This is a genomic window from Streptomyces sp. NPDC006283 (genome assembly GCF_040613325.1).
Classification (GTDB): domain Bacteria; phylum Actinomycetota; class Actinomycetes; order Streptomycetales; family Streptomycetaceae; genus Streptomyces.
This window is the reverse complement of the sequence record NZ_JBEXRZ010000117.1, coordinates 1-21,292: the sequence shown is the minus strand read 5'-3', so window position 1 is coordinate 21,292 and position 21,292 is coordinate 1. Positions and strand designations below refer to the sequence as shown.

The window sequence follows — 21,292 nt, the reverse complement described above, 5'->3', positions numbered from 1 at the left end:
TCGCTCATTACGTCGAAGCCCATGACTACCAGCCGCCGGCCGATTTCATAGAGGCGGTGCTGTCCGACGCTGCCGTCTGAGCGTGCGAGTTGGCGAGCCAGCGGCGGACCCACGCCTGCGTGCCGCAGTCGTGGACGACAACGCTTTCGCCCGAACGCAGGGCGCGCCGGAGCCCGGCGTAGTGGGCCAGACGGACGAGGGGGCGGTAGACGGCGTACGGCAGAAGGCGGGGCATCCGGGCGTCCCACCGGTCGCGGGTGTCCTGAGAGTCGATCCCCCGTTCCCGGACGGCGCGGCGCATCAGCGTGGACTTGCCGCTGCCGGGGAGGCCGGAGACGACCACCACGTCGCCCGCGGCGAAGACGAGGCTGTGCGGGCTGCTGCCCGAGCGCTCCCTGAGGTCGCGCAGGACGGGCTGGGCGGGCCGGACGCGCGCCGGCGCCCCGGTCCGGGCTGGAACCGCGGGCAGTCCCGGCGGGGCTGATACCCCCGCGGTCGTGGCGTATGCACCGGTCGGCTGCAACGTCATGCCATCCCCCTTCGGGTCATCCCACACCCTTGCCCATGAAGTGTAAAGAATTGGTAATACGGCTCAAGTGATTTCAGGGCGGCCTCACGCTCCACTCTTCCCCGATGCATGCAATGATGTGCGCGCCAACTGCATACCGGCCGCTTGAATCCGCGCGGGAGAGTCCCTGCCACATCTGTGGCGGGCGCCGAAGGAGCAAGTTCCTCCCTTGAATCTCTCAGGCCCCGTACCGCGCGCGATGAGGCAGATCTGAAAAGCGAGCCGCATTCGAGTGGCTCCACCCAAGGTGCAAGTCACGACACCCGTACGCGGAGTCGGGGCGAACCTCTCAGGTTCCGATGACAGATGGGGAGGATTGTCCTCGCAGCCATGCCCTGGGAGCCACACCAATGAGCAACGCCCCACGTCTGACCGCACTCGACGCCCTGCACAGGTCGCTGGGCGCGACCATGACCGATTTCGCCGGCTGGGACATGCCGCTGCGGTACGGCAGCGAGCGGGACGAGCACATCGCCGTCCGCACCAAGGCCGGCCTCTTCGACCTCTCCCACATGGGTGAGATCACCGTGACCGGCCCGCAGGCCGCGGACCTGCTGAACTACGCGCTGGTCGGCAACATCGGCACCGTCGGCGTCGGCCGCGCCCGCTACACCATGATCTGCCAGGAAGACGGCGGCATCGTCGACGACCTGATCGTGTACCGGCTCCAGGAGCAGGAGTACATGGTCGTCGCCAACGCCGGCAACGCCCAGATCGTGCTGGACGCGCTGACCGAGCGCGCGGCCGGCTTCGACGCGACCGTCCGTGACGACCGTGACGCGTACGCGCTGATCGCCGTCCAGGGCCCTGAGTCCCCGGGCATCCTGAAGTCGCTCACCGACGCCGACCTGGACGGCCTGAAGTACTACGCGGGCCTGCCCGGCACGGTGGCGGGCGTCCCGGCGCTGATCGCCCGTACCGGCTACACCGGCGAGGACGGCTTCGAGCTGTTCGTCGAGCCGCAGCACGCGGAGAAGCTCTGGCAGGCGCTGACCGACGCGGGCGCACCGGCCGGCCTGGTCCCGTGCGGCCTGTCCTGCCGTGACACGCTGCGCCTCGAGGCGGGGATGCCGCTGTACGGGCACGAGCTGACCACCGCGCTCACCCCGTTCGACGCGGGGCTCGGCCGGGTCGTGAAGTTCGAGAAGGACGGCGACTTCGTGGGCCGCGAGGCGCTCACCGCCGCCGCGGAGCGCGCCGAGACCGCCCCGCCGCGCAAGCTGGTCGGCCTGATCGCAGAAGGCCGCCGAGTGCCGCGTGCCGGGATGCAGGTCGTCGTCGGCGGCGAGGTGATCGGCGAGGTCACGTCCGGCGCGCCGAGCCCGACCCTGGGCAAGCCGATCGCCATCGCCTACGTGGACGCCACGCACGCCGCGCCGGGCACGCCGGGTGTCGGTGTCGACATCCGCGGCACCCACGAGCCGTACGAGGTCGTGGCGCTGCCGTTCTACAAGCGCCAGAAGTGATCTTCCGGTGCCGGACGTGATCTCCCGGTGCCGGACGTGATCGTCGGCACCCCCTCCCCGTTCACCAGCACTCCCTCGCGTACAGGAGAATTCAGGTCATGAGCAACCCCCAGCAGCTGCGCTACAGCAAGGAGCACGAGTGGCTGTCGACCGCCGAGGACGGCGTGTCGACGGTCGGCATCACGGAGCACGCGGCCAACGCGCTCGGCGACGTGGTGTACGTCCAGCTCCCCGAGGTCGGTGACACGGTGACCGCGGGCGAGACCTGCGGCGAGCTGGAGTCCACCAAGTCGGTCAGCGACCTCTACTCCCCCGTCAGCGGTGAGGTCGTCGAGGCGAACGAAGACGTCGCAGCCGACCCGTCGCTGGTGAACTCCGCCCCGTTCGAGGGCGGTTGGCTGTTCAAGGTGCGTGTCAGCGAGGAGCCGAAGGACCTGCTCTCCGCGGACGACTACACCGAATTCGCCGGCTGACCCACGACCCTAGGGACCGAGTGATGTCGCTTCTCAACACCCCTCTTCACGAGCTGGACCCGGATGTCGCCGCCGCTGTCGACGCCGAGCTCCACCGTCAGCAGTCCACCCTCGAGATGATCGCCTCGGAGAACTTCGCTCCGGTCGCGGTCATGGAGGCCCAGGGCTCCGTCCTGACCAACAAGTACGCCGAGGGCTACCCGGGCCGCCGCTACTACGGCGGCTGCGAGCACGTCGACGTGGTCGAGCAGATCGCGATCGACCGGATCAAGGCGCTGTTCGGCGCCGAGCACGCCAACGTGCAGCCCCACTCGGGCGCGCAGGCGAACGCGGCCGCGATGTTCGCGCTGCTCAAGCCGGGCGACACGATCATGGGCCTGAACCTGGCCCACGGCGGTCACCTGACCCACGGCATGAAGATCAACTTCTCCGGCAAGCTCTACAACGTGGTCGCCTACCACGTCGACGACGCCACCGGCCAGGTCGACATGGCCGAGGTCGAGCGGCTGGCCAAGGAGTCCAAGCCGAAGCTGATCGTCGCCGGCTGGTCCGCCTACCCCCGTCAGCTGGACTTCGCCGCCTTCCGCCGGATCGCGGACGAGGTCGGCGCCTACCTGATGGTCGACATGGCCCACTTCGCGGGCCTGGTCGCCGCGGGCCTGCACCCCAACCCGGTGCCGCACGCCCACGTCGTGACCACCACCACGCACAAGACCCTCGGCGGCCCGCGCGGCGGTGTGATCCTCTCGACGCAGGAGCTCGCCAAGAAGATCAACTCCGCGGTCTTCCCCGGCCAGCAGGGCGGCCCGCTCGAGCACGTCATCGCCGCCAAGGCGGTCTCCTTCAAGGTCGCGGCCTCCGAGGAGTTCAAGGAGCGCCAGCAGCGCACCCTGGACGGCGCCCGCATCCTCGCCGAGCGCCTGGTCCAGGCGGACGTCACCGAGCACGGCGTCTCCGTCCTGTCCGGCGGCACCGACGTGCACCTGGTCCTGGTCGACCTGCGCAACAGCGAGCTCGACGGCCAGCAGGCGGAGGACCGCCTCCACGAGGTCGGGATCACCGTCAACCGCAACGCGATCCCGAACGACCCCCGGCCCCCGATGGTCACCTCCGGCCTGCGGATCGGCACCCCGGCCCTGGCCACCCGCGGCTTCCAGGAGGACGACTTCCGCGAGGTCGCCGACATCATCGCCGAGGCCCTCAAGCCGTCCTACGACGCCACCGCGCTGCGCGCCCGGGTCACGGCCCTGGCCGGCAGGCACCCGCTCTACCCCGGTCTGTGACGGATCTCCCGTAACAGTCCGGACCAAAACAAAAGGGGCACCGCGCACACTGGACAGTGAGTGCGGTGCCCCGCACCACGTACCGCCCTGTGTTCTCTGCACCACCCCGGCAGACAACGGCGTCTACCAACCCTGAGGAGTACCCCCGTGGCCATTTCGGTCTTCGACCTGTTCTCGATCGGCATCGGCCCGTCCAGCTCCCACACGGTGGGCCCGATGCGCGCCGCCCGGATGTTCGCCCGGCGGCTCAAGAACGAAGGCCTGCTCGCCCACACCACGGCGATACGGGCGGAGCTCTTCGGTTCCCTGGGCGCCACCGGCCACGGCCACGGCACCCCCAAGGCCGTCCTGCTGGGCCTGGAGGGCAACTCTCCGCGCACGGTCGACGTCGAGACCGCGGACGAGCAGGTCGAGCGGATCAAGACCGGCCGCCGCATCAATCTGCTCGGCATGCACGAGATCGACTTCTCCTTCGACGACGACCTGGTCCTGCACCGCCGCAAGGCCCTGCCGTACCACGCCAACGGCATGACCGTGCTCGCCCGCGACGCCGAGGGCACGACTCTGCTGGAGAAGACGTACTACTCGGTCGGCGGCGGCTTCGTCGTCGACGAGGACGCGGTCGGCGAGGACCGGATCGTGCTCGACGACACCGTGCTGAAGTACCCCTTCCGCACGGGTGACGAGCTGCTGCGCCTCACCAAGGAGACCGGTCTGTCGATCTCGGCGCTGATGCTGGAGAACGAGAAGGCCTGGCGCACCGAGGACGAGATCCGCGAGGGCCTGCTGGAGATCTGGCGGGTCATGCAGGCGTGCGTCTCGCGCGGCATGTCCCGGGAGGGCATCCTGCCCGGCGGCCTGAAGGTCCGGCGCCGCGCGGCTACCACCGCCCGCAAGCTGCGCTCCGAGGGCGACCCGAACGCCCTCGCTATGGAGTGGATCACCCTCTACGCGATGGCCGTGAACGAGGAGAACGCCGCGGGCGGCCGCGTCGTCACCGCGCCCACCAACGGCGCCGCCGGCATCATCCCCGCCGTGCTGCACTACTACATGAACTTCGTGCCCGGCGCGGACGACGAGGGAGTGGTCCGCTTCCTGCTCGCCGCCGGCGCGATCGGCATGCTCTTCAAGGAGAACGCCTCCATCTCGGGCGCCGAGGTCGGCTGCCAGGGCGAGGTCGGATCCGCCTGCTCGATGGCTGCGGGCGCGCTCGCCGAGGTCCTCGGCTGCTCCCCGGAACAGGTCGAGAACGCGGCCGAGATCGGCATGGAGCACAACCTCGGCCTGACCTGCGACCCGGTCGGCGGCCTCGTCCAGATCCCGTGCATCGAGCGCAACGGCATGGCGGCGGTCAAGGCCGTCACCGCGGCACGGATGGCGATGCGCGGCGACGGCAGCCACAAGGTGTCGCTGGACAAGGTCATCAAGACGATGAAGGACACCGGCGCGGACATGTCGGTCAAGTACAAGGAGACCGCCCGCGGCGGCCTCGCGGTGAACATCATCGAGTGCTGAGTAGGCCCGGACAGCGCGCGGCCCCCGGCGGACACTCGCCGGGGGCCGCGGTGTCGCGGTGCGTCAGGCCTTGTTCAGGTGGGCCCAGAACTCGTCGAACGACAGGAGCTTGTCCTTGTCGGTGTCCTGCGCGGCGATCACGGCCTCGGCGACGGACTCCGTGACGTTCCAGTCGCCCATCTGAGCCATCGCCGTCTTGTATTCGGCCGCAGTGATGAAGCCGTCGCCGTCCGCGTCGTAACGGTCGAACGCCTTGCGTGCTGCCTCGATGTCCGCCACCGGTCCACCCCTTCTTGGTGCATTACTGACGGAGGTCAGATTATCGGCACCGTTACGCGATCATGGAGGCGAGGCGGGGACATCCGAACGGGGAGGCATGCGATGAGCGACGAGCTGGCGGGGATCCTGGCCGCGGCGGCGCGCGGACGGTTTCCGGCGTCGGACGGCGGGGTGACGGTGGTCGGCCGGCCCGGCGTCCGTGACGAGGGCGTGGTGGCCTTCACCGCGCACTCGGTCGTCTTCACAAACGAGGATCCCCACTGGGTGCGGGCAGAGCTGGCGGCGACCGCCTCCGACCGGCTGGCCGCCCCGATGAACCCGAACTTCCTGTCTGCGCTCATGGCGCGCACCGGTCGCTCGATGGACACCATCGACCTCGTGACGGTTGCGGAAGCGCTGCCCGGCGAGCCGGAGATCGGGCTTCACGAGATCGAGGACCGCGAACACCCGCGGGTGACGCTTGCGTTGAAGCGCCGTGACGACGTGCGGGTGTGGAGGGCCGACGGCGGCGTGCTGGTGCTGGGCCGGGGGCTGGCGGGCCGGTGGGAGGTCTCCATCGAGGTGGAGGAGGAGGCTCGCGGCCGCGGCCTCGGGCTCGCGCTCGCGCTGGCGGCCCGGCACCTGGTGCCCGCGCCGGTGCTCTGGTCGCAGCAGTCCCCGGGCAACGCGCGCAGCGTGCGGACGTTCCAGAAGGCGGGGTACCGGCCGGTGGCCTCGGAGGCGATCCTCGCGGCGCGCTGAAGAAGGGTGCGGGGCCGGTTGCCCGGCCGCCCTGTGTCCGGCCGTGCGACCGGTGACAGGGCGGCGTGCTCAGCTCACAGGCGCCAGGGGAGGTAGTGCGGGTTGTCCAGGCACTCGCTCATGATCTCGCGCTTGGTCTGCTTGTCGACGGGACAGGCGCCGACGATGAAGTCGCGGGAGATCCCTCCCGGGAAGGCGACCTCGACCTGCGCGGCCCACTTGTGGGTGTCACCGATCGTCTCGTTGACGTCGATGCCGCCAGGGGCGTCGATGTAGTAGTTCCAGGCGCTCTTCCACTGCTTGTAGAGGTCGTGGTCGTACGTGGTCGAGACGAACGGCGACGGCTGGTTGACAAGGACGTACTTCTCGATGTCGTACTGGCCGTCCTGCGGCGCCTTCGGGTGGAAGCCCTGCTCGAAGACGACCTCGGGGCCGCGTCCGTCGGCCCGGTACAGCTGCTTGCAGTTCGTGCGGTACGACGGCGCCGGCGTGACCCTGTCGATGTCGACGCTGCGGTCGGCCGCGGCGTAGAGCGGGTCCCCGACGAGGGGGCACGTGGCCGCGGCGGCGGCAGCCGGGGCGGAAGTGGCGGGAGTGGTGGCGGCATCGGCGGCGGTGGACGCGGCCGCCGGGGCGAGCGAGGCGGTCAGTGCCAGCGCGAGCACGGCGGCCCGGCGCCGCAGGCGAGGGATGATCATGGAGGCCACCATCCCGGCTCGGCGACGCCGGACCGTGCATCGTCACCCGCCCGTGGGCGAGTTGGGCAGCCGGCTACCGGAACACGCCGGTGTGGCCCAGCGAGTAGCGGCCGGGCTGGGGGTAGACCGCGAGCCCGTGCGGACCGTCGCCGACGGGGATGCGTGCCAGCTGCTTCCCGGTCCTGGTGTCGAGGGCGTACACCTCGGAGTCGTAACGCCCGGACAGCCACAGCACTTTGCCGTCCGCGGAGATACCGCCCATGTCGGGGCTGCCGCCGTCCGGCAGCCACCACTTCTTCGTCAGGTCGTTCTTCGTGAAGTCGAAGACGGAGACGGAGCCCTCGCCGCGGTTGGTGATGAACATCTCCTGGGAGTCGCGGCTGACGTAGAGCCCGTGGGCACCCCTGCCGGTGGGCAGCAGCTTCGGCCGGGTGAACTTCTCGCCGTCGAGCACCCACACGCCGTGCGCCATCATGTCGGCGATGTAGAAGGTCTTGCCGTCCGGGGAGAGCTTCACGTCCTGCGGCATCGCGCCCTCGAACGGCAGCCTCAGCTGTGCGACGACCTTCATCTTCTCCGTGTCGACCTTGAGCAGTTCGGCGGAGAACTCGCAGGAGACGATGAAGTACCTGCCGTCGGCGGAGAAGTCGGCGTGGTTGACGCCGTAGCAGGACACCGGCTCCACGTGCTTGCGCTCCATGGTGTGCGGGTCGCGGAAGACGAGCTCACGGTCCAGGGAGGCCATGACGACGGCGTGTGTGCCGTTGGGGGTGAAGTAGAGGTTGTACGGGTCGTGCACCTCGACCGGCTTGCCCGCCGCACCGGTCCGCGGGTCGATCGGGGTGAGTGTGTGGCCCCGGTTGTTGTTGACCCACAGCGTCTTGAGGTCCCAGGACGGCACGACGTGCTGCGGCTGCGCACCGACCGGGATGGTCCGGACGACCTTGTACGTCTTGGGGTCGATGACCGAGACGGTGTGGGACTTGGTGTTGGGCACGTACACCCGGGAGGGGAATCCCCTGACGACCGGGGAGAGCAGGCCCGGCCGGCCGGCGGCGTAGACGTCGTCAGGATCCAGGACGGGCGGCATGCCGGGCAGTCCCGAGGCGCCGGAGACCTTCGCGGGCGCGGCAGAGGGAGTGGCCGGCTCGGTGCCGCGCGCCTCCGTCCTCCCGCCGCCCTGGCCGCAGCCCGCGAGCAGTGCGAGCAGGGTCGTGGCGAGCAGCGCCGTGGTCCGCTTCGTGAGGGGTGTCTTCACGGACAAGCACAGTAGGCGGCAGGGGGGCGAAAAGTAACGATTTACGCAATTCAGAAGATCGCGGGTCGCACCGGCACCGCCCTCCAGGGCGGGGCGAGGACCACGGGATCAATGAATCACACCCTGATGGCCATATTTATGCATGGATTGCGAGGCAGGTGGGTCATCTCACCTACGATCCTTCAGCGACCGCGGGGGGAAGTGAGCGCATTGTCCGCATATGGGATTTTGGCGATGAGCGGGTCATCTGCCATAGTCGATGGCACGACCTCCATTGACCCGGGCCAGGTCGACAACAGCGGCCGTGGATACACCCCCCGATCCACGGCGCTCCACACAGAAGCCCCCGTGGCGCCGCATCCCGGCGCGTGGGGGCTTCTGTGCGTCAGCGGTCGATGACCCGCATCTCGAACCAGGTGGTCTTGCCGCGCGGCAGCAGGTCCACGCCCCACCGGTCGGCCAGTTTGTCGACGAGGAAGAGGCCCCGGCCGCTGGTGTCCATCTCCGTCACGGGCATCAGGCAGGGCAGCCCCCGGGAGGGGTCGCGCACCTCTATGCGGATCCAGCCGCGGCGGCGCAGCATCCGTAATCCGAACACCCGCGCACCGGTGTGACGCACCGCGTTGCCGACCAGTTCGGAGACGAGCAGGACCGCGTACTCCCCGGTCTGCGCGGGCAGCGACCACTGGCGCAGCACCACGCACTGGGTGAGCCGGCGAGCCGTGGCGGCGGACTCGGGGCGGGAGGGGAGACTCACCTCACCCTCCGTCGGATTGCCGTACAACTCCAGCGCCTTGAGCGCCTGTTCGTCGTCGGCGGCAGGTGCCCACCGTCCTGCGGTGGCGCCGACGCGCTGCCGCGGTTGTCCCACACCCTCGAGGCCCGACATGCCTCCATCATGGCCGCGTCTGACGGCCCGTGTGAGCGATCCGGGTGAATAGGCCCCCCGGTATGAGTCATTCCGAGGGGCCGATCGGCATATGCCCCTGGCTCAGTGCGACGCCTGACAGCCGCACTGAGCTGCGGTGATGCCGCGCACAAGATCGACACGACGCCCGCTGGAGGTGCTCATGCTTAAGGTTCCCCTAAGGTCCGCGCGGGCCGCTCATGCGATTGACGCACCGTCGTATCGCCCGCGATTGCGGGTCGACGGATGTGCGCTCAGAGGAACTTGGCCTTGCCCGGCCCCTCCTCGACGAAGCTGCGCATCCCGCGCTCCCGGTCCTCCGTGGCGAACAGCCCCGCGAACCAGTTGCGCTCCACCGCGAGACCGGTCTCGATGTCCGTCTCCAGGCCGGTGTCCACCGACTCCTTGGCGGCGCGCAGCGCCAGCGCGGGGCCCTTGGCGAGCGCCGAGGCCCATGCGTGCGCCTGCTCGTACACCTCGGCAGCCGGGACGACGCGGTCCACCAGCCCGAGCGAGAGCGCCTCGTCCGCCTTCACCATGCGACCGGTGAAGATCAGGTCCTTGGCGCGGGACGGGCCGATCAGCCGGGACAGCCGCTGGGTGCCGCCGGCGCCGGGGATCAGGCCCAGCAGGATTTCCGGCTGGCCGAGCTTGGCGTTGTCCGCGGCGATCCGGTAGTCGGCGCAGAGCGCGAGCTCGCAGCCGCCGCCGAGCGCGTATCCGGTGACGGCCGCGACGACGGGCTTGGGGATACGCGCGACGGCGGTGAAGGACTCCTGCAGCCCACGGGACCGCACGACCATCGCCGTGTGGTCCATGGCCTGCATCTCCTTGATGTCCGCGCCTGCCGCGAACACCTTCTCGCCGCCGTACAGGATCACGGCCCGTACGTCCTCGCGCCGGGTGGCCTCCTCCGCGAGCTCGCGCAACCGGTCCTGGATCGCGATGTCGAGGGCGTTCATCGGGGGGCGGTCGAGCCTGATGGTGCCGACGCCTTCGGAGACTTCGAGTGAAACGGTCATGGGCGAAGGTTAGTACCCGTTAACACACGGGGGCCCGGTGCTGTTGCTCACAGCACCGGGCCCCTGCGCGGGTGTCCTACTTCGTCCACTCCTCCCAGGACAGGTTCCAGCCGTTCAGGCCGTTGTCCGGGGCGATCTGCTTGTCCTTGGAGTTCTTCACGATCACCACGTCGCCGATGATCGAGTTGTTGTAGAACCAGGCGGACGGGGTGTTCTTGTCGTACGCGCCGCGCACGTCGCGCAGGCCGACGCAGCCGTGGCTGACGTTGGCCGAGCCGAAGGTGCCCGGCGAGGCCCAGTAGTTGCCGTGGATGAAGGTGCCCGAGGTGGACAGCCGCATCGCGTGCGGCACGTCCTTGATGTCGTACTCGCCTCCGAAGCCGACGGTCGCACCGTTCATCCGGGTCACCTTGTACTTCTCGCTGATGACCATCTGCCCGTTGTATGTCGTGGTCGAAGGCGCGCCCGCGGTGATCGGTATGTTCTTGATCTCCTTGCCGTCGCGTACGACCTTCATCGTCTTGGCGCCGGCGTCGACGGTGGAGACCTGGCTGCGGCCGATGGTGAACGAGACGGTCTTGGCCTGCTTGCCGTACACACCCGGGCGGCCCTCGACACCGTCCAGGTTGAGCTTCACGGTCACCTTGGTGCCGGCGGCCCAGTACTTCTCGGGACGGAAGTCGAGACGGTCGTTGCCGAACCAGTGGCCCTCGATCGGGACGGACGGCTCCGCCGTCACCTCGATCGCCTTCTCGACGGCCGCCGGGTCCGTGATGCCGCGGGTGAAGTTGATGGAGACCGGCATGCCGACGCCGACGGTCGAACCGTCCTCCGGCGTGTAGTGGCCGATGAAGGTGTTCTTGGGCACCAGCGTGGTGAAGGTGGTGTCCTTGGCCGACTCGCGGCCCTCGGTGTCCTTGGCGACGGCGTGCACCTTGTACTTGGTGGAGCCCGCCAGATGCTGCAGCGGCTGCCAGCTCGCGCCGTCCGCCGCGATCTCGCCCTTGATCTCGGTGCCCTTGTCGTCCTGCACACTGACCGTCGTCAGCTTGCCCTTGGCCGCCGTGACCTTGAGCGCGCCGCTGGTGGCGACCGCGTCGGCACCGTCCTTGGGCGTGATGGTCACCACCGCCTGGGAGGCCGCGTTCTCGACCTTCCCGCTGCCGTCCTTACGGCCGGACCCGGCGTCGCCGCCCTTGTCGGAGCCCCCGCCCCCGCAGGCCGTCAGCACCAGCATCGCCCCCATCACCAGAGCGGACAGCGCGGCGCCCCCGCGCCCGCGTCCGGTTCCGGCCGATGCCCCCGATATCGGCTGCCCGTTCACAGTCGTGTTCTCCCCTCGCACGGCCTGGCATCGCCACGGCCCGCACCCCCGCGCACCTCACGCACGCACGGCGATAGATAATCACACCGCACGTCGTCAAATGTGCCCCCCAATGTCACCGTTCAGTCCCAACTCGTCCATCGGACTCCGCCAGGGCCGCTTTACGGTGGCATCGGCCCGCGGCGCAGGTCGTGCCGGGTCGGTGAGGGTGCCGCGTCAGCCCAGTGCGGAACCCGCCTTCCATGCCTGCCAGTCGAGGTTCCAGCCGCTGAGGCCGTTGTCCGGGTCCACCGTCCGGTCCTTGGAGTTGACGACCTCCACGACGTCGCCGATCAGGGTCCGGTCGAAGAACCAGCCGGCCGGGGACTCACTGCTGCCGCCCTTGTCGTCCCGCAGCCCCACACAGCCGTGCGACACGTTCTTCGTGCCGAAGACTTTGGGGTTCGTCCAGTAGTTGCCGTGCAGGAAGGTGCCGGACGTCGTCAGCCGGATCGCGTGCGGTACGTCCTTGATGTCGTACTCGCTCTTTCCGTTCTTCTTCGTGAATCCGACGGTCGCCCCGTTCATCCGGGTCACGTCGTGCATCTCCATCACGACCATCTTGCCGTTGTACGTCGGGTGTTTGCGTGCCCCGGCGGTGATGGGCACGGTCGCGAGGGGCTTGCCGTCGCGCACGACCTTCATGGTGCGCGCCTTGGCGTCCACGTGGGAGATCTGGGAACGGCCGACCGTGAAGGAGATGGTCTTGCTCCGGAGGCCGTACACGCCGGGCTCCGCCTCGACTTCGCGCAGCCGCATGTCGACGGTGACCTCGGTGCCGGGCTTCCAGTAGCCACGGGGCCGGAAGTCGACCCGCTCATTGCCGAACCAGTGGCCCACGACCTCCACCGGCGGATCGGAGGTGATACGGATCGCGCGTTCGACGGCGGCGCGGTTCTCGATCGCCTGGTTGAAACCGACGGAAACGATCATCCCGGTGCCGACGGTCGAACGGTTCTCCGGCTGGACGTAGCCGATGAACCGGTGATCGGGAACCAGGGTCGTGAAGGTGGTGTGGCGCGCCGCCCTGCGGCCCTGCCCGTCGCGTGCCACCACGTCCACGCTGTACTTGGCGGCGAGCTTGAGCCGGGTGCCCTCCTTGGGTCTCCAGAGCTGCCCGTCATCGGAGATCTGCCCCTCGACGGCGGTCTTCGTGGCGTTTCCGATCCGCGTGACCTCGACCCGCTCGAGTCGGCCGCCGGGCAGACGGACCTCGACGATGTCGTCCGGGCGCACCTTCTTCGCACCGTCCTTCGGCGTCACTCGGATGGTGCCCGCGGGCGCCGCCGCCCCCGGTTTGTCACCGTTGCCGAGGATTTCACCGGTACAGCCGACGAGTCCCGCGATCAGTCCTGCTCCTGCCAGGGCGACGGCCGCGCCGCGCCCCGCCCGCTTCAGTACATGTCTCACATACCGACCAACGACAGCGGCCCGTCCGGGGCAACGACCCGCCTGGGGCAACGTGAACGGCGGGCGATGTTGGGACGCGTGCGGCGCGGGCAGAAATGGTGAAAGGACCAGGCGTGGGGTGACGCGGCCGGGACGCCGCGAGCAGTGCTCCACCGAAGGCCCGGGCCTGGGAGCACCTCAAGCAGGGCCCGACGAGCCGCGGGAGGCCGGCAGGTGTCGAGCGCAGCCGAGCAGGAGACGGTGCGGGAGGAGGTGCCGGGCGAGCCGCCCGGCACTCGTTCGGCGGTGGCCGGCGCGGCCGGCCGCCGCCCGGAGGCGGAGGTCCGCAGACCACCGGTGTGGCCGGGAGCGCCCACACCTCTGGGCGCACGGTTCCGGGTCGGCCCGGACGGCGTCGCGGGGACCAACTTCGCGCTGTGGGCGGGCGGGGCGGAAGGAGTGGAGCTGTGCCTGTTCGACGAGTCCGGCGCGGAGACCCGGCTGCCGCTCACCGAGCTGACGCACGAGATCTGGCACGGCTTCGTGCCGGGCGTCGGCCCCGGCCGGCGGTACGGCTACCGGGTGCACGGCCGCTGGGACCCGTGGACGGGGGCGCGCTGGAATCCGGCGAAGCTGCTGCTCGACCCCTACGCCCGCGCGGTCGACGGGGACTTCTCGCTACCCGCGCAGGTCTACGGGCATGTGCGGGACTGGCCCGACCAGCATGTCGCCGACACCGTGCGCGACGACCGGGACTCCGCCCCGTACGTGCCCAAGGGGGTGGTCGTCCACGACGACGCCGACGGCGACGAGTGGATGGACGACCGCCGGCCCAAGATCCCCTGGGCGGACTCGGTCATCTACGAGCTGCACGTCAAAGGGTTCACCAAGCTGCATCCGGGCATCCCCGAGGAACTGCGGGGTACGTACGCGGGTCTCGCCCATCCCGCGGCGATCGAGCATCTGGTGCGGCTCGGAGTGACGGCTGTCGAACTGCTGCCGGTGCACCAGTTCGCGCACGAGGACCACCTGCTGCGGCGAGGGCTCGCCAACTACTGGGGCTACAACTCCATCGGCTACTTCGCCCCGCACGCGGCCTACGCGGCCTCGGGTACGGCCGGAGCGCAGGTCGGCGAGTTCAAGCGGATGGTCCGGGCGCTGCACGCCGCGGGTATCGAGGTCATTCTCGACGTGGTGTACAACCACACCGCTGAAGCGAGCGAGTTGGGGCCGATGCTGTCCCTGCGCGGGATCGACAACCGCGGCTACTACCGCCTTCAGGCGGATGCCCGCCGATATGCGGACTACACAGGGTGCGGCAACACACTGCATGTGGTGCAGCCCCATGTGCTGCGGCTGATCACCGATTCGCTGCGCTACTGGGTGACCGAGATGGGCGTCGACGGCTTCCGTTTCGACCTGGCCGCGGCGCTCGCCCGCTCGATGCACGACGTCGACATGCTGTCCCCCTTTCTGGCCGTCATCGCCCAGGACCCGGTGCTGCGGCGGGTGAAACTGATCGCGGAGCCCTGGGACGTGGGCAGCGGCGGATACCAGGTGGGCGCCTTTCCGCCGCTGTGGACGGAGTGGAACGACCGGTACCGCGACGCCGTGCGGGACTTCTGGCGCGGCGCCCTGCCCGACGTACGCGATCTCGGCTACCGGCTGTCGGGCTCCAGCGACCTGTACGCCTGGGGCGGCAGGCGCCCGTACGCATCCGTCAACTTCATCACCGCGCACGACGGCTTCACCCTGCGCGACCTGGTCAGCTACCAGCAGAAGCACAACGAGGCCAACGGGGAGGGCAATCGCGACGGCACCAACGACAACCGGTCCTGGAACTGCGGGGCGGAGGGCGAGACGGACGACCCCGGTGTCAACGCCCTGCGCCGCAGACAGGTGCGCAACCTGCTGACCACCCTGCTGCTCTCGACGGGCGTGCCGATGATCGTCGCCGGCGACGAGATGGGCCGGACCCAGGACGGCAGCAACAACGCCTACTGCCAGGACAACCCGACCAGCTGGCTGGACTGGTCGCTGCGCGACGAGCCGGGGCCCGGCGGCCTGCTGGAACTCACCCGGCGGCTGCTGGAACTGCGCCATCGTCACCCGGTGCTGCGCAGAAGGGCCTTCTTCTCGGGCCGCCCGCAGGCGCCGGACGGACTGCGCGACCTGGCGTGGTTCACCCCGCAGGGCAGGGAGATGACCGAAGGCGACTGGTACGCCCCGTCGGCGACCCTCGCGCTGTATCTGTCCGGCCGGGACATTCCCGGCCGGGACGCCCGCGGAGAGCAGGTCACCGACGACAGCTTCCTGACGATCCTGCACGCGGCCGCTGAGCCGGTGGACTTCCGGCTGCCGGGCGCGCCGTGGGCGCAGGACTACGAGCTGGTGGTGGACACCTCGCTGGAGGACCAGACCACGCCGCCGGGCACGGTGCACGAGGGGGGCTCGGTGGTGCGGGTGCCCGGCCGCTCGGTGCTGCTGCTGCGGGTCGCGCACTGAGCCCGGTCAGCCGAGGATGCCCCGGTCGTAGGCGACGGCGACGGCCGCCGCCCGGTCCTTGGCGCCAAGCTTGCCGAAGATGTGTGTGAGGTGGGTCTTCACCGTTGCCTCGCTGATGAACAGCTCCGCCGCGATCTCCCGGTTGGACGTGCCTTTGGCGACCAGCTCCAGCACCTCGCGCTCGCGGGCGGAGAGCGGCTCCCTGCCGGACGCGGCGGGGGTGCGGACATGTGAGACGAGACGGGAGGCGACCGCCGGGGAGAGCACGGTGCGGCCGTCGGCGGCGGCCCGCACCGCCGTGAACAGTTCGTCGCGGGGTGCGTCCTTGAGGAGGTAGCCCGTGGCGCCGGCCTCGATGGCGGGCAGGGTGTCGGAGTCCGTGTCGTAGGTGGTGAGGACCAGGACCTTGGCGCGGGCGCCGCGGCGGGTCAGCTCGGCGATGGCCGCCACTCCCCCGCCGCCGGGCATGCGCAGGTCCATGAGGACGACGTCGGGGTCGAGCCGGGTGGCCAGTTCGACGCCTTCGACGCCGTTCGCTGCCTCGCCGAGGACCCGGAAACCGGGCGCGGAGTCGAACATGCCGCGCAGACCGTCGCGTACGACGGGATGGTCGTCGACGACGATCAGGGTGATGATGTGATCAGCCATGGCGGACCAACGGTACGCGAACGGACACGGCCGTTCCCCGGCCCGGCTCCGATTCCACGGCGACCGTGCCCGCGATCCGTTCGGCGCGGGCCCGCATGCCGTCCAGCCCGAAGCCGCCGGTGCCGGAACGGGGCGGCAGCGCAAGGGGGTCGAAGCCCCTGCCGTCGTCGCGTATGTCGAGGGTGACCTCGTCGCCCATGTAGGACAGGGTGACGCCGGCCCGCGTGGCGTGCGCGTGCTTCGCGGCGTTCGCGAGTGACTCGCCGGCGATACGGAGCAGGGTGGCCGCGACCTCCTCGTGCAGCGGCTCCTGCGTACCGGTGACGGTGAACCGGGCCTGCACGCCGGTCTGTTCCGCCCAGTCGGTGACGGCCGCCTCCAGTGCCTGGGGCAGTGAGGCGTGCTCCAGAGCTGCCGGGGCGAGGTTCTGCACGGAGCGGCGGGCCTCGCCGAGGCTGTGGCGCGCGAGCGCAAAGGCGCGGTCGAGGTGTTTCCCGGCGAGCGCCGGGTCGTCGGTGGAGGTGACGGCCTGCAACTGGGTGATGATGCCGGCCAGGCCCTGGGCGATGGTGTCGTGGATCTCGGCGGCCAGCCGGCGTCGCTCGTCGGCGACACCGGCCTCCCGCGCCTGGACGAGGAGTTGGGCGTGCAGGCCGGCGTTCTCCTCGAGGGCCTGTTCCAGTCGGGCGTTGGTGTCCTCCAGCGCCTGGATGGTGGCCAGGCGCTCCTTCGCCCGCTCCGCCTCCCGGACACCCAGGCCGGCGAAGAGCAGACAGAGCGAGGCGTTGAGGACATAGAGGCCGCCGAAGAGGAACCACTGTGTCGTCGATTTCGGCGGCAGGCCACCGGACTGGGAGCCCGCCATGGTCACGGCGGTGACCAGCAGCCCCGCGTAAGCCCGCCGGCCGGGCAGCAGATGGCCGGAGTCGAAGTAGCCGAGGACGGCGTAGATGGCGAACAGCGGGTTCAGCCAGGTGAGGGCGAACGCGAGGACGGTCCGCAGCGCGATGTACACATACCCGGCCGGGCCGCCGTTCGCCGTGCCCGGAGCTGTCACGTCCCACCACCGCTGGAGCACCAGAGCGGCGACGACCAGCACTGCGGCGGCGTACATCTCGGCGCGGCTCATGAACTCGTCCGCGACGACGCCGGAGATCAGGGTGGCGAGCCCCAGGAGCGCGTAGGGGCCGTGGCGGTAGAACTGCGCCCAGCGCTCCTCGATCGGTACGACCGCTTTGGGCCCCGGCAACGCGTCGGGCAGCTTCATGCGCCCAGTGTGCCCCGGCCGCTCCCCCACCGGGATCACTCCCAGCGGAACCAGCGGACCGCGGCCGCGGTGAGAAGGACGGTCCACAGTCCCGTGACCCCCAGGTCCGACCACGCGGGCCAGCCGCCGGCCGCGGCGCGGTCGAGCGCCTGGGAGGCGGCCCCCAGTGGCGTGAACTCCACGATGCGCTGCAGGGTGTCGGGCATGGTCTGCACGGGCAGCCACACGCCCGAGGTGAACATCGACGGGAAGAAGATCACCGAGCCGACGGCGGTCGTGATCTTCTGGGTGCGGGAGACGGCGCAGACCATCGCTCCGAGCGCGAGTGCGCTCGCGGTGGTCAGGACCAGGGCGAGCGCGTACCCGACCGGCTGTGCGGGCAGCGCCACGTCGAACACGATCCGGCCCACCGTCATGGCCAGGACGGCGGATACGACTGCCGCCGCGCCGTGGAGGGCGAGCTGGGCGGTGAGCAGCGCGGAGGGGCGGACCGGGGTGGTCGACATGCGCCGCAGGATGCCGCGTTCGCGGTATCCGGCGAGGACGGGCGGCATGGCCTGCAGTCCGGCCATGATCATGGCGAGCAGTACGGCGACGGGGACGTAGAGGTCGATGACACGCCGGCCGCCGATGTCGTCCGACGCTTCCCGGAAGGATGGGATCAGGCCGAGGATCGTCATCAGCAGTGTCGGGAAGAGAAGGATCCAGAACAGCGACCCGGGCTCCCGCGCGAAGAGACGGGCCTCGGTACGCAGTACCGCGACGGACGCGGAAGTGGGGGCAGGGGCGGTCGTGGTGGTCATCGTGCGCTCTCTTCTGTGAGGTCGAGGAAGGCGTCGTCCAGGGTCGTCTCGGACACGCGGAGCCGGCGGGCCGTGATGCCGTGCCTGGCCAGCAGGGACATCACCGCCGTGACCGTCTCGTCGGTGCCGTGGAGCACCACCTGGCCGTCCTCGGTCCGGACGGAGGCCGCCTGCGGCAGCGCCGTGAGCTCCCGCTCGTCCAGCGGGGCGGAGGGCGTGAAGGAGATGACCGTCGACGCGGCGGACCGGCCGATCAGCCCGGCCGGGGTGTCCAGAGCGGCGACCCGGCCCTTGTCGATCACGGCGATCCGGTCGCAGAGGCGCTGTGCCTCCTCCATGAAGTGGGTGACGAGCAGCACGGTGACGCCCGAGTCCCGGACCTCCTCGATCAGTTGCCAGGTGTCCCTGCGGGCGCGTGGGTCGAGCCCGGTGGTGAGCTCGTCCAGGACGACGACCCGTGGGTTGCCGACCAGCGCGAGGGCGATGAACAGCCGCTGCTTCTGGCCGCCGGAGAGCTTCGCGAACCGGGTCGCGAGTTTGGCCTCCAGACCGAGCCGCTCGGCAAGCGGCCGCCAGTCGGCCGGGGCCTCGTAGAAGGAGGCGTACAGCTCCAGTGCCTCGCGCACGGTGAGTTTGGGCTGCAGCTCGCTCTCCTGGAGCTGAGCGCCGAGCAGCCGGGTGAGCTGCTGGTGGTCGGCCACCGGGTCGAGCCCGGCGACTCGGACCGTGCCCGAGTCGGGGATCCTGAGGCCCTCGACGCATTCGACGGTCGTGGTCTTGCCCGCGCCGTTCGGGCCGAGGATCCCGAAGATCTCCCCCTCGTCGACCGTGAAACTCACCCCGTCGACCGCCGGCCGGCCGGCGTAGGCCTTGTGCAGTCCGTTCACTTCGATGATCGCCATGTCCCCACAGTCGCTGCCGGCGCGGGTGCGGCGCATCGCCCATAACGCTCGATCCGGCATCGGCCGATCGGTTGATGCCGGGCGTACGACTCCGGTCCGCGTACGTCACCCGGCCCAGACCCTGTTGTCCGAAGCTGCTCCGCCTGGCGGAAAACCACATGAGCGCTGTCAGTGGTGAACCGTAGGCTCGCACCTGATGCCCACACCACATTCCGATACCAGGGACCGCTCCGCCGTGCGTTCGCTCCTGCGGCTGTGGCCGTATGTCCGCCCGGTCCGTACGCGCCTGTTCGGCGCTGCCTTCGTCGCCGTCGTGGCCTCCTGTCTCAGCCTCGTCATCCCGCTGGTGCTGAAGTGGATCGTCGACGGGCCGGTCGCCGGCGGGGACCCGGGCGGTGTCTGGTTCGGCGCGCTGATCCTGCTCCTGCTGGGCGTCGCGGAGGCCGTCCTGTTCGGCTTCCGGCGGTGGCTGGTGGCCCGGCCGCTCGCCGGTGTCGAGGCGGCCATGCGGGCGGATCTCTTCCGGCATCTGCAGCGTCTGCCGGTGGCCTTCCACGACCGGTGGGCGTCGGGCCAGTTGCTCTCGCGCGGCACGACCGACCTGATGCTGCTGCGGATGTTCCTGGCCTTCCCGCTGACGTTCCTGCTCGTCAACGGCACAACGATCCTCGTCGGGTTCGTGATCCTGCTCGGCCAGGAGTGGACGCTCGGGCTGGTTCTGCTGGCGCCCGTGGTGCCGTTGGTCGTGGTCTGCTCGCTCTTCGAGGCGCGGTACTCCCTGGTCGCCCGGAAGGCCCAGGACCAGGTCGGCGATCTGACGACGGTCGTCGAGGAGAGCGTCCTCGGCATCCGCATCATCAAGGGCTTCGGCCGGCACCGCAGCCAGGCCGAGGCCTTCCGCGGACTGTCGGAGCGGCTGCGCGGCACGGAGCTCGGCAAGGCCCGGCTGCTGGGCAGCGTCTGGGCGCTGATCACGATCATTCCCGAACTCGCCATCGGTGCCGCGCTGGTGCTGGGGACGATCCAGGTGGCGGACGGCGACCTGTCGGCGGGCACGCTCGTGGCGTTCCTGTCGACGGCGCTGGCACTGCGCTGGCCGGTGGACTCGATCGGCTTCCTGCTGGCCATGAGCCAGGAGGCGGCAACCGCCGCGGACCGGTACTTCGAGGTGCTGGACGCGGAAGAGGAGCGGGAGACGTACGACGCCGGAGCCCTGACGGGCGTGGCCCCCGCACAGGCCGGCGGGCTGCGCTTCGACGGTGTCGAGTTCCGCTACCCGGACGCGCCCGCGGACACCACGCCCGTCCTCGCCCGCATCGACCTGCATGTGCGTCCGGGCGAGACGATGGCCCTCGTCGGCGGGACGGGCAGCGGCAAGACCACGCTCACCGCGCTCGTACCGCGGCTGCACGAGCCGACCGGCGGGCGGATCACCCTCGACGGGCAGGACATCACCGCCATGCCGCGCGAGCGGCTGCGCGAGCTGGTGTCCGTGGCCTTCGAGGAGCCGACATTGTTCTCCGCGAGCGTCGGCGAGAACGTGTCGATGGGTGCTCACGGCGAGGCCGACGAGGCCGCTCTGCGCCGCTCCCTCGACATCGCGCAGGCCGGCTTCGTGGACAAGTTGCCGAACGGCACGGCCACGCAGGTGGGCGAACAGGGCCTGAGCTTGTCCGGCGGCCAGCGCCAGCGTCTCGCGCTCGCCCGCGCGGTCGTCGGCCGGCCCCGCTTCCTGGTGCTGGACGACCCGCTGTCGGCACTCGACGTGCACACGGAGGCGCTCGTGGAGGCGGCGCTGCGCCGGGTTCTGGAGGGGACCACGGCGCTGGTGGTGGCACACCGGCCGTCGACGGTGATGCTGGCCGACCGGGTCGCGCTGCTGTCCGAGGGCCGTATCGCCGCGGTGGGCACGCACCACGACCTGCTGCGTACGAACGCGGAGTACGCGTGGCTGATGTCCGGCGCGCAAGGTTCAGGCGGTCCTCGGACGCTCCCTGCGTCGAGCGGCGCGCAAGGGCCCGGGGCGACCGCCAAGGACCCGGACGGCAGGAGCGACGCGGGCGGCCGAGCGGCCCCCGGGAAGAGCGCGGGAGTGGAAGGGACAGCACAGTGACGACTGGTTCGACGGCCGACTCGGCGGCCGACCGGGCGGCCGACCCGGGCTCCTCGGACGGCGCCGACGCAACCGGGCCGGCCGCTCGCGAC

Annotated in this window: 18 protein-coding genes, 1 pseudogene and 1 riboswitch; of the genes and pseudogenes, 7 read left to right on the top strand and 12 right to left on the bottom strand. The window is 70.2% G+C overall.

Annotation, left to right across the window (positions count from 1 at the left end; genetic code table 11):
- Nucleotides 1-91: 91 nt before the first annotated feature.
- Nucleotides 92-529: pseudogene (locus ABZ070_RS22880) on the bottom strand (AAA family ATPase); the annotation flags it as partial.
- Between the two features lie 145 nt (nucleotides 530-674).
- Nucleotides 675-771: riboswitch (glycine riboswitch) on the top strand.
- Between the two features lie 147 nt (nucleotides 772-918).
- On the opposite strand from ABZ070_RS22880, the gene gcvT reads away from it, so the two are divergent.
- The 4 genes from gcvT (at nucleotide 919) to ABZ070_RS22860 (ending at nucleotide 5,305) form a co-directional block, all read left to right on the top strand.
- Complete coding sequence (gene gcvT, locus ABZ070_RS22875) at nucleotides 919-2,034, top strand: glycine cleavage system aminomethyltransferase GcvT (protein ID WP_356636690.1); 1,116 nt, start codon at nucleotides 919-921, stop codon at nucleotides 2,032-2,034.
- A 98-nt stretch (nucleotides 2,035-2,132) separates the two neighbouring features.
- Nucleotides 2,133-2,507 (top strand): glycine cleavage system protein GcvH, encoded by a 375-nt coding sequence (gcvH, locus tag ABZ070_RS22870; protein WP_356636688.1) that lies wholly within the window; start codon nucleotides 2,133-2,135, stop codon nucleotides 2,505-2,507.
- Nucleotides 2,508-2,530: 23 nt separating this feature from the next.
- Entirely contained in the window at nucleotides 2,531-3,790 is a 1,260-nt protein-coding gene (glyA, locus tag ABZ070_RS22865; RefSeq protein ID WP_356636686.1) for a serine hydroxymethyltransferase, read from the top strand.
- Nucleotides 3,791-3,937: 147 nt separating this feature from the next.
- Complete coding sequence (locus ABZ070_RS22860) at nucleotides 3,938-5,305, top strand: L-serine ammonia-lyase (protein WP_356636684.1); 1,368 nt, start codon at nucleotides 3,938-3,940, stop codon at nucleotides 5,303-5,305.
- Nucleotides 5,306-5,368: 63 nt separating this feature from the next.
- Here ABZ070_RS22860 and ABZ070_RS22855 read toward each other — a convergent pair whose 3' ends face one another.
- Complete coding sequence (locus ABZ070_RS22855; protein ID WP_187742484.1) at nucleotides 5,369-5,584, bottom strand: EF-hand domain-containing protein; 216 nt, start codon at nucleotides 5,582-5,584, stop codon at nucleotides 5,369-5,371.
- Between the two features lie 102 nt (nucleotides 5,585-5,686).
- Between ABZ070_RS22855 and ABZ070_RS22850 the strand changes: the two genes are divergently transcribed.
- Nucleotides 5,687-6,325, top strand: a complete 639-nt coding sequence (locus ABZ070_RS22850) for a GNAT family N-acetyltransferase (protein ID WP_356636682.1) — start codon at nucleotides 5,687-5,689, stop codon at nucleotides 6,323-6,325.
- Between the two features lie 74 nt (nucleotides 6,326-6,399).
- Here ABZ070_RS22850 and ABZ070_RS22845 read toward each other — a convergent pair whose 3' ends face one another.
- The 6 genes from ABZ070_RS22845 to ABZ070_RS22820 form a co-directional block, all read right to left on the bottom strand.
- Nucleotides 6,400-7,023: an ADP-ribosyltransferase gene (locus ABZ070_RS22845; protein WP_356636680.1), complete on the bottom strand. Its 624-nt coding sequence runs from the start codon at nucleotides 7,021-7,023 to the stop codon at nucleotides 6,400-6,402.
- Between the two features lie 73 nt (nucleotides 7,024-7,096).
- Complete coding sequence (locus tag ABZ070_RS22840) at nucleotides 7,097-8,281, bottom strand: YncE family protein (RefSeq protein ID WP_356636678.1); 1,185 nt, start codon at nucleotides 8,279-8,281, stop codon at nucleotides 7,097-7,099.
- Between the two features lie 385 nt (nucleotides 8,282-8,666).
- The gene (locus ABZ070_RS22835; protein ID WP_356636677.1) at nucleotides 8,667-9,170 is read right to left on the bottom strand and encodes an ATP-binding protein; all 504 of its coding nucleotides are present in this window, start codon (nucleotides 9,168-9,170) and stop codon (nucleotides 8,667-8,669) included.
- Nucleotides 9,171-9,442: 272 nt separating this feature from the next.
- A complete protein-coding gene (locus ABZ070_RS22830) occupies nucleotides 9,443-10,210 on the bottom strand; it encodes an enoyl-CoA hydratase-related protein (protein WP_356636675.1) in 768 nt (255 codons plus the stop codon).
- Between the two features lie 76 nt (nucleotides 10,211-10,286).
- Nucleotides 10,287-11,534: an Ig-like domain-containing protein gene (locus ABZ070_RS22825; protein ID WP_356636673.1), complete on the bottom strand. Its 1,248-nt coding sequence runs from the start codon at nucleotides 11,532-11,534 to the stop codon at nucleotides 10,287-10,289.
- Nucleotides 11,535-11,750: 216 nt separating this feature from the next.
- Nucleotides 11,751-12,983 carry an Ig-like domain-containing protein gene (locus tag ABZ070_RS22820; protein ID WP_356636671.1) on the bottom strand — a complete coding sequence of 411 codons (1,233 nt, stop codon included), beginning with the start codon at nucleotides 12,981-12,983 and terminating at the stop codon, nucleotides 11,751-11,753.
- Nucleotides 12,984-13,196: 213 nt separating this feature from the next.
- Between ABZ070_RS22820 and glgX the strand changes: the two genes are divergently transcribed.
- Entirely contained in the window at nucleotides 13,197-15,467 is a 2,271-nt protein-coding gene (gene glgX / locus ABZ070_RS22815; RefSeq protein WP_356636669.1) for a glycogen debranching protein GlgX, read from the top strand.
- 6 nt (nucleotides 15,468-15,473) lie between these two features.
- Here the strand turns inward: glgX and ABZ070_RS22810 are convergent, their stop codons facing one another.
- Genes ABZ070_RS22810 through ABZ070_RS22795 form a run of 4 tightly spaced genes read right to left on the bottom strand, consistent with a single transcriptional unit; the run spans nucleotide 15,474 to nucleotide 19,087 of the window.
- Nucleotides 15,474-16,115, bottom strand: coding sequence for a response regulator transcription factor (locus ABZ070_RS22810; protein ID WP_356636667.1), 642 nt, complete (start codon nucleotides 16,113-16,115; stop codon nucleotides 15,474-15,476).
- Entirely contained in the window at nucleotides 16,108-17,382 is a 1,275-nt protein-coding gene (locus ABZ070_RS22805; protein ID WP_356636665.1) for a sensor histidine kinase, read from the bottom strand. Before ABZ070_RS22805 ends, ABZ070_RS22810 begins: the two co-directional genes overlap by 8 nt.
- 35 nt (nucleotides 17,383-17,417) lie before the next feature.
- Nucleotides 17,418-18,185: an ABC transporter permease gene (locus tag ABZ070_RS22800; RefSeq protein ID WP_356636663.1), complete on the bottom strand. Its 768-nt coding sequence runs from the start codon at nucleotides 18,183-18,185 to the stop codon at nucleotides 17,418-17,420.
- Entirely contained in the window at nucleotides 18,182-19,087 is a 906-nt protein-coding gene (locus ABZ070_RS22795) for an ABC transporter ATP-binding protein (protein WP_356636661.1), read from the bottom strand. Before ABZ070_RS22795 ends, ABZ070_RS22800 begins: the two co-directional genes overlap by 4 nt.
- 196 nt (nucleotides 19,088-19,283) lie before the next feature.
- Between ABZ070_RS22795 and ABZ070_RS22790 the strand changes: the two genes are divergently transcribed.
- On the top strand, nucleotides 19,284-21,200 hold the full coding sequence (locus ABZ070_RS22790) for an ABC transporter ATP-binding protein (RefSeq protein ID WP_356636659.1): 1,917 nt from the start codon (nucleotides 19,284-19,286) through the stop codon (nucleotides 21,198-21,200).
- The last annotated feature ends 92 nt before the right edge of the window (nucleotides 21,201-21,292 follow it).

Excerpts from the sequence above, each read along its gene's own strand:
- ABZ070_RS22830 (WP_356636675.1), bottom strand. The coding sequence starts at position 10,210 with ATGACCGTTTCACTCGAAGTCTCCGAAGGCGTCGGCACCATCAGGCTC.
- glyA (WP_356636686.1), top strand. The coding sequence starts at position 2,531 with ATGTCGCTTCTCAACACCCCTCTTCACGAGCTGGACCCGGATGTCGCC.
- ABZ070_RS22850 (WP_356636682.1), top strand. The coding sequence starts at position 5,687 with ATGAGCGACGAGCTGGCGGGGATCCTGGCCGCGGCGGCGCGCGGACGG.
- ABZ070_RS22810 (WP_356636667.1), bottom strand. The coding sequence starts at position 16,115 with ATGGCTGATCACATCATCACCCTGATCGTCGTCGACGACCATCCCGTC.
- ABZ070_RS22845 (WP_356636680.1), bottom strand. The coding sequence starts at position 7,023 with ATGATCATCCCTCGCCTGCGGCGCCGGGCCGCCGTGCTCGCGCTGGCA.
- ABZ070_RS22805 (WP_356636665.1), bottom strand. The coding sequence starts at position 17,382 with ATGAAGCTGCCCGACGCGTTGCCGGGGCCCAAAGCGGTCGTACCGATC.
- ABZ070_RS22800 (WP_356636663.1), bottom strand. The coding sequence starts at position 18,185 with ATGACCACCACGACCGCCCCTGCCCCCACTTCCGCGTCCGTCGCGGTA.
- ABZ070_RS22795 (WP_356636661.1), bottom strand. The coding sequence starts at position 19,087 with ATGGCGATCATCGAAGTGAACGGACTGCACAAGGCCTACGCCGGCCGG.
- ABZ070_RS22835 (WP_356636677.1), bottom strand. The coding sequence starts at position 9,170 with ATGTCGGGCCTCGAGGGTGTGGGACAACCGCGGCAGCGCGTCGGCGCC.
- gcvH (WP_356636688.1), top strand. The coding sequence starts at position 2,133 with ATGAGCAACCCCCAGCAGCTGCGCTACAGCAAGGAGCACGAGTGGCTG.
- gcvT (WP_356636690.1), top strand. The coding sequence starts at position 919 with ATGAGCAACGCCCCACGTCTGACCGCACTCGACGCCCTGCACAGGTCG.
- ABZ070_RS22790 (WP_356636659.1), top strand. The coding sequence starts at position 19,284 with ATGCCCACACCACATTCCGATACCAGGGACCGCTCCGCCGTGCGTTCG.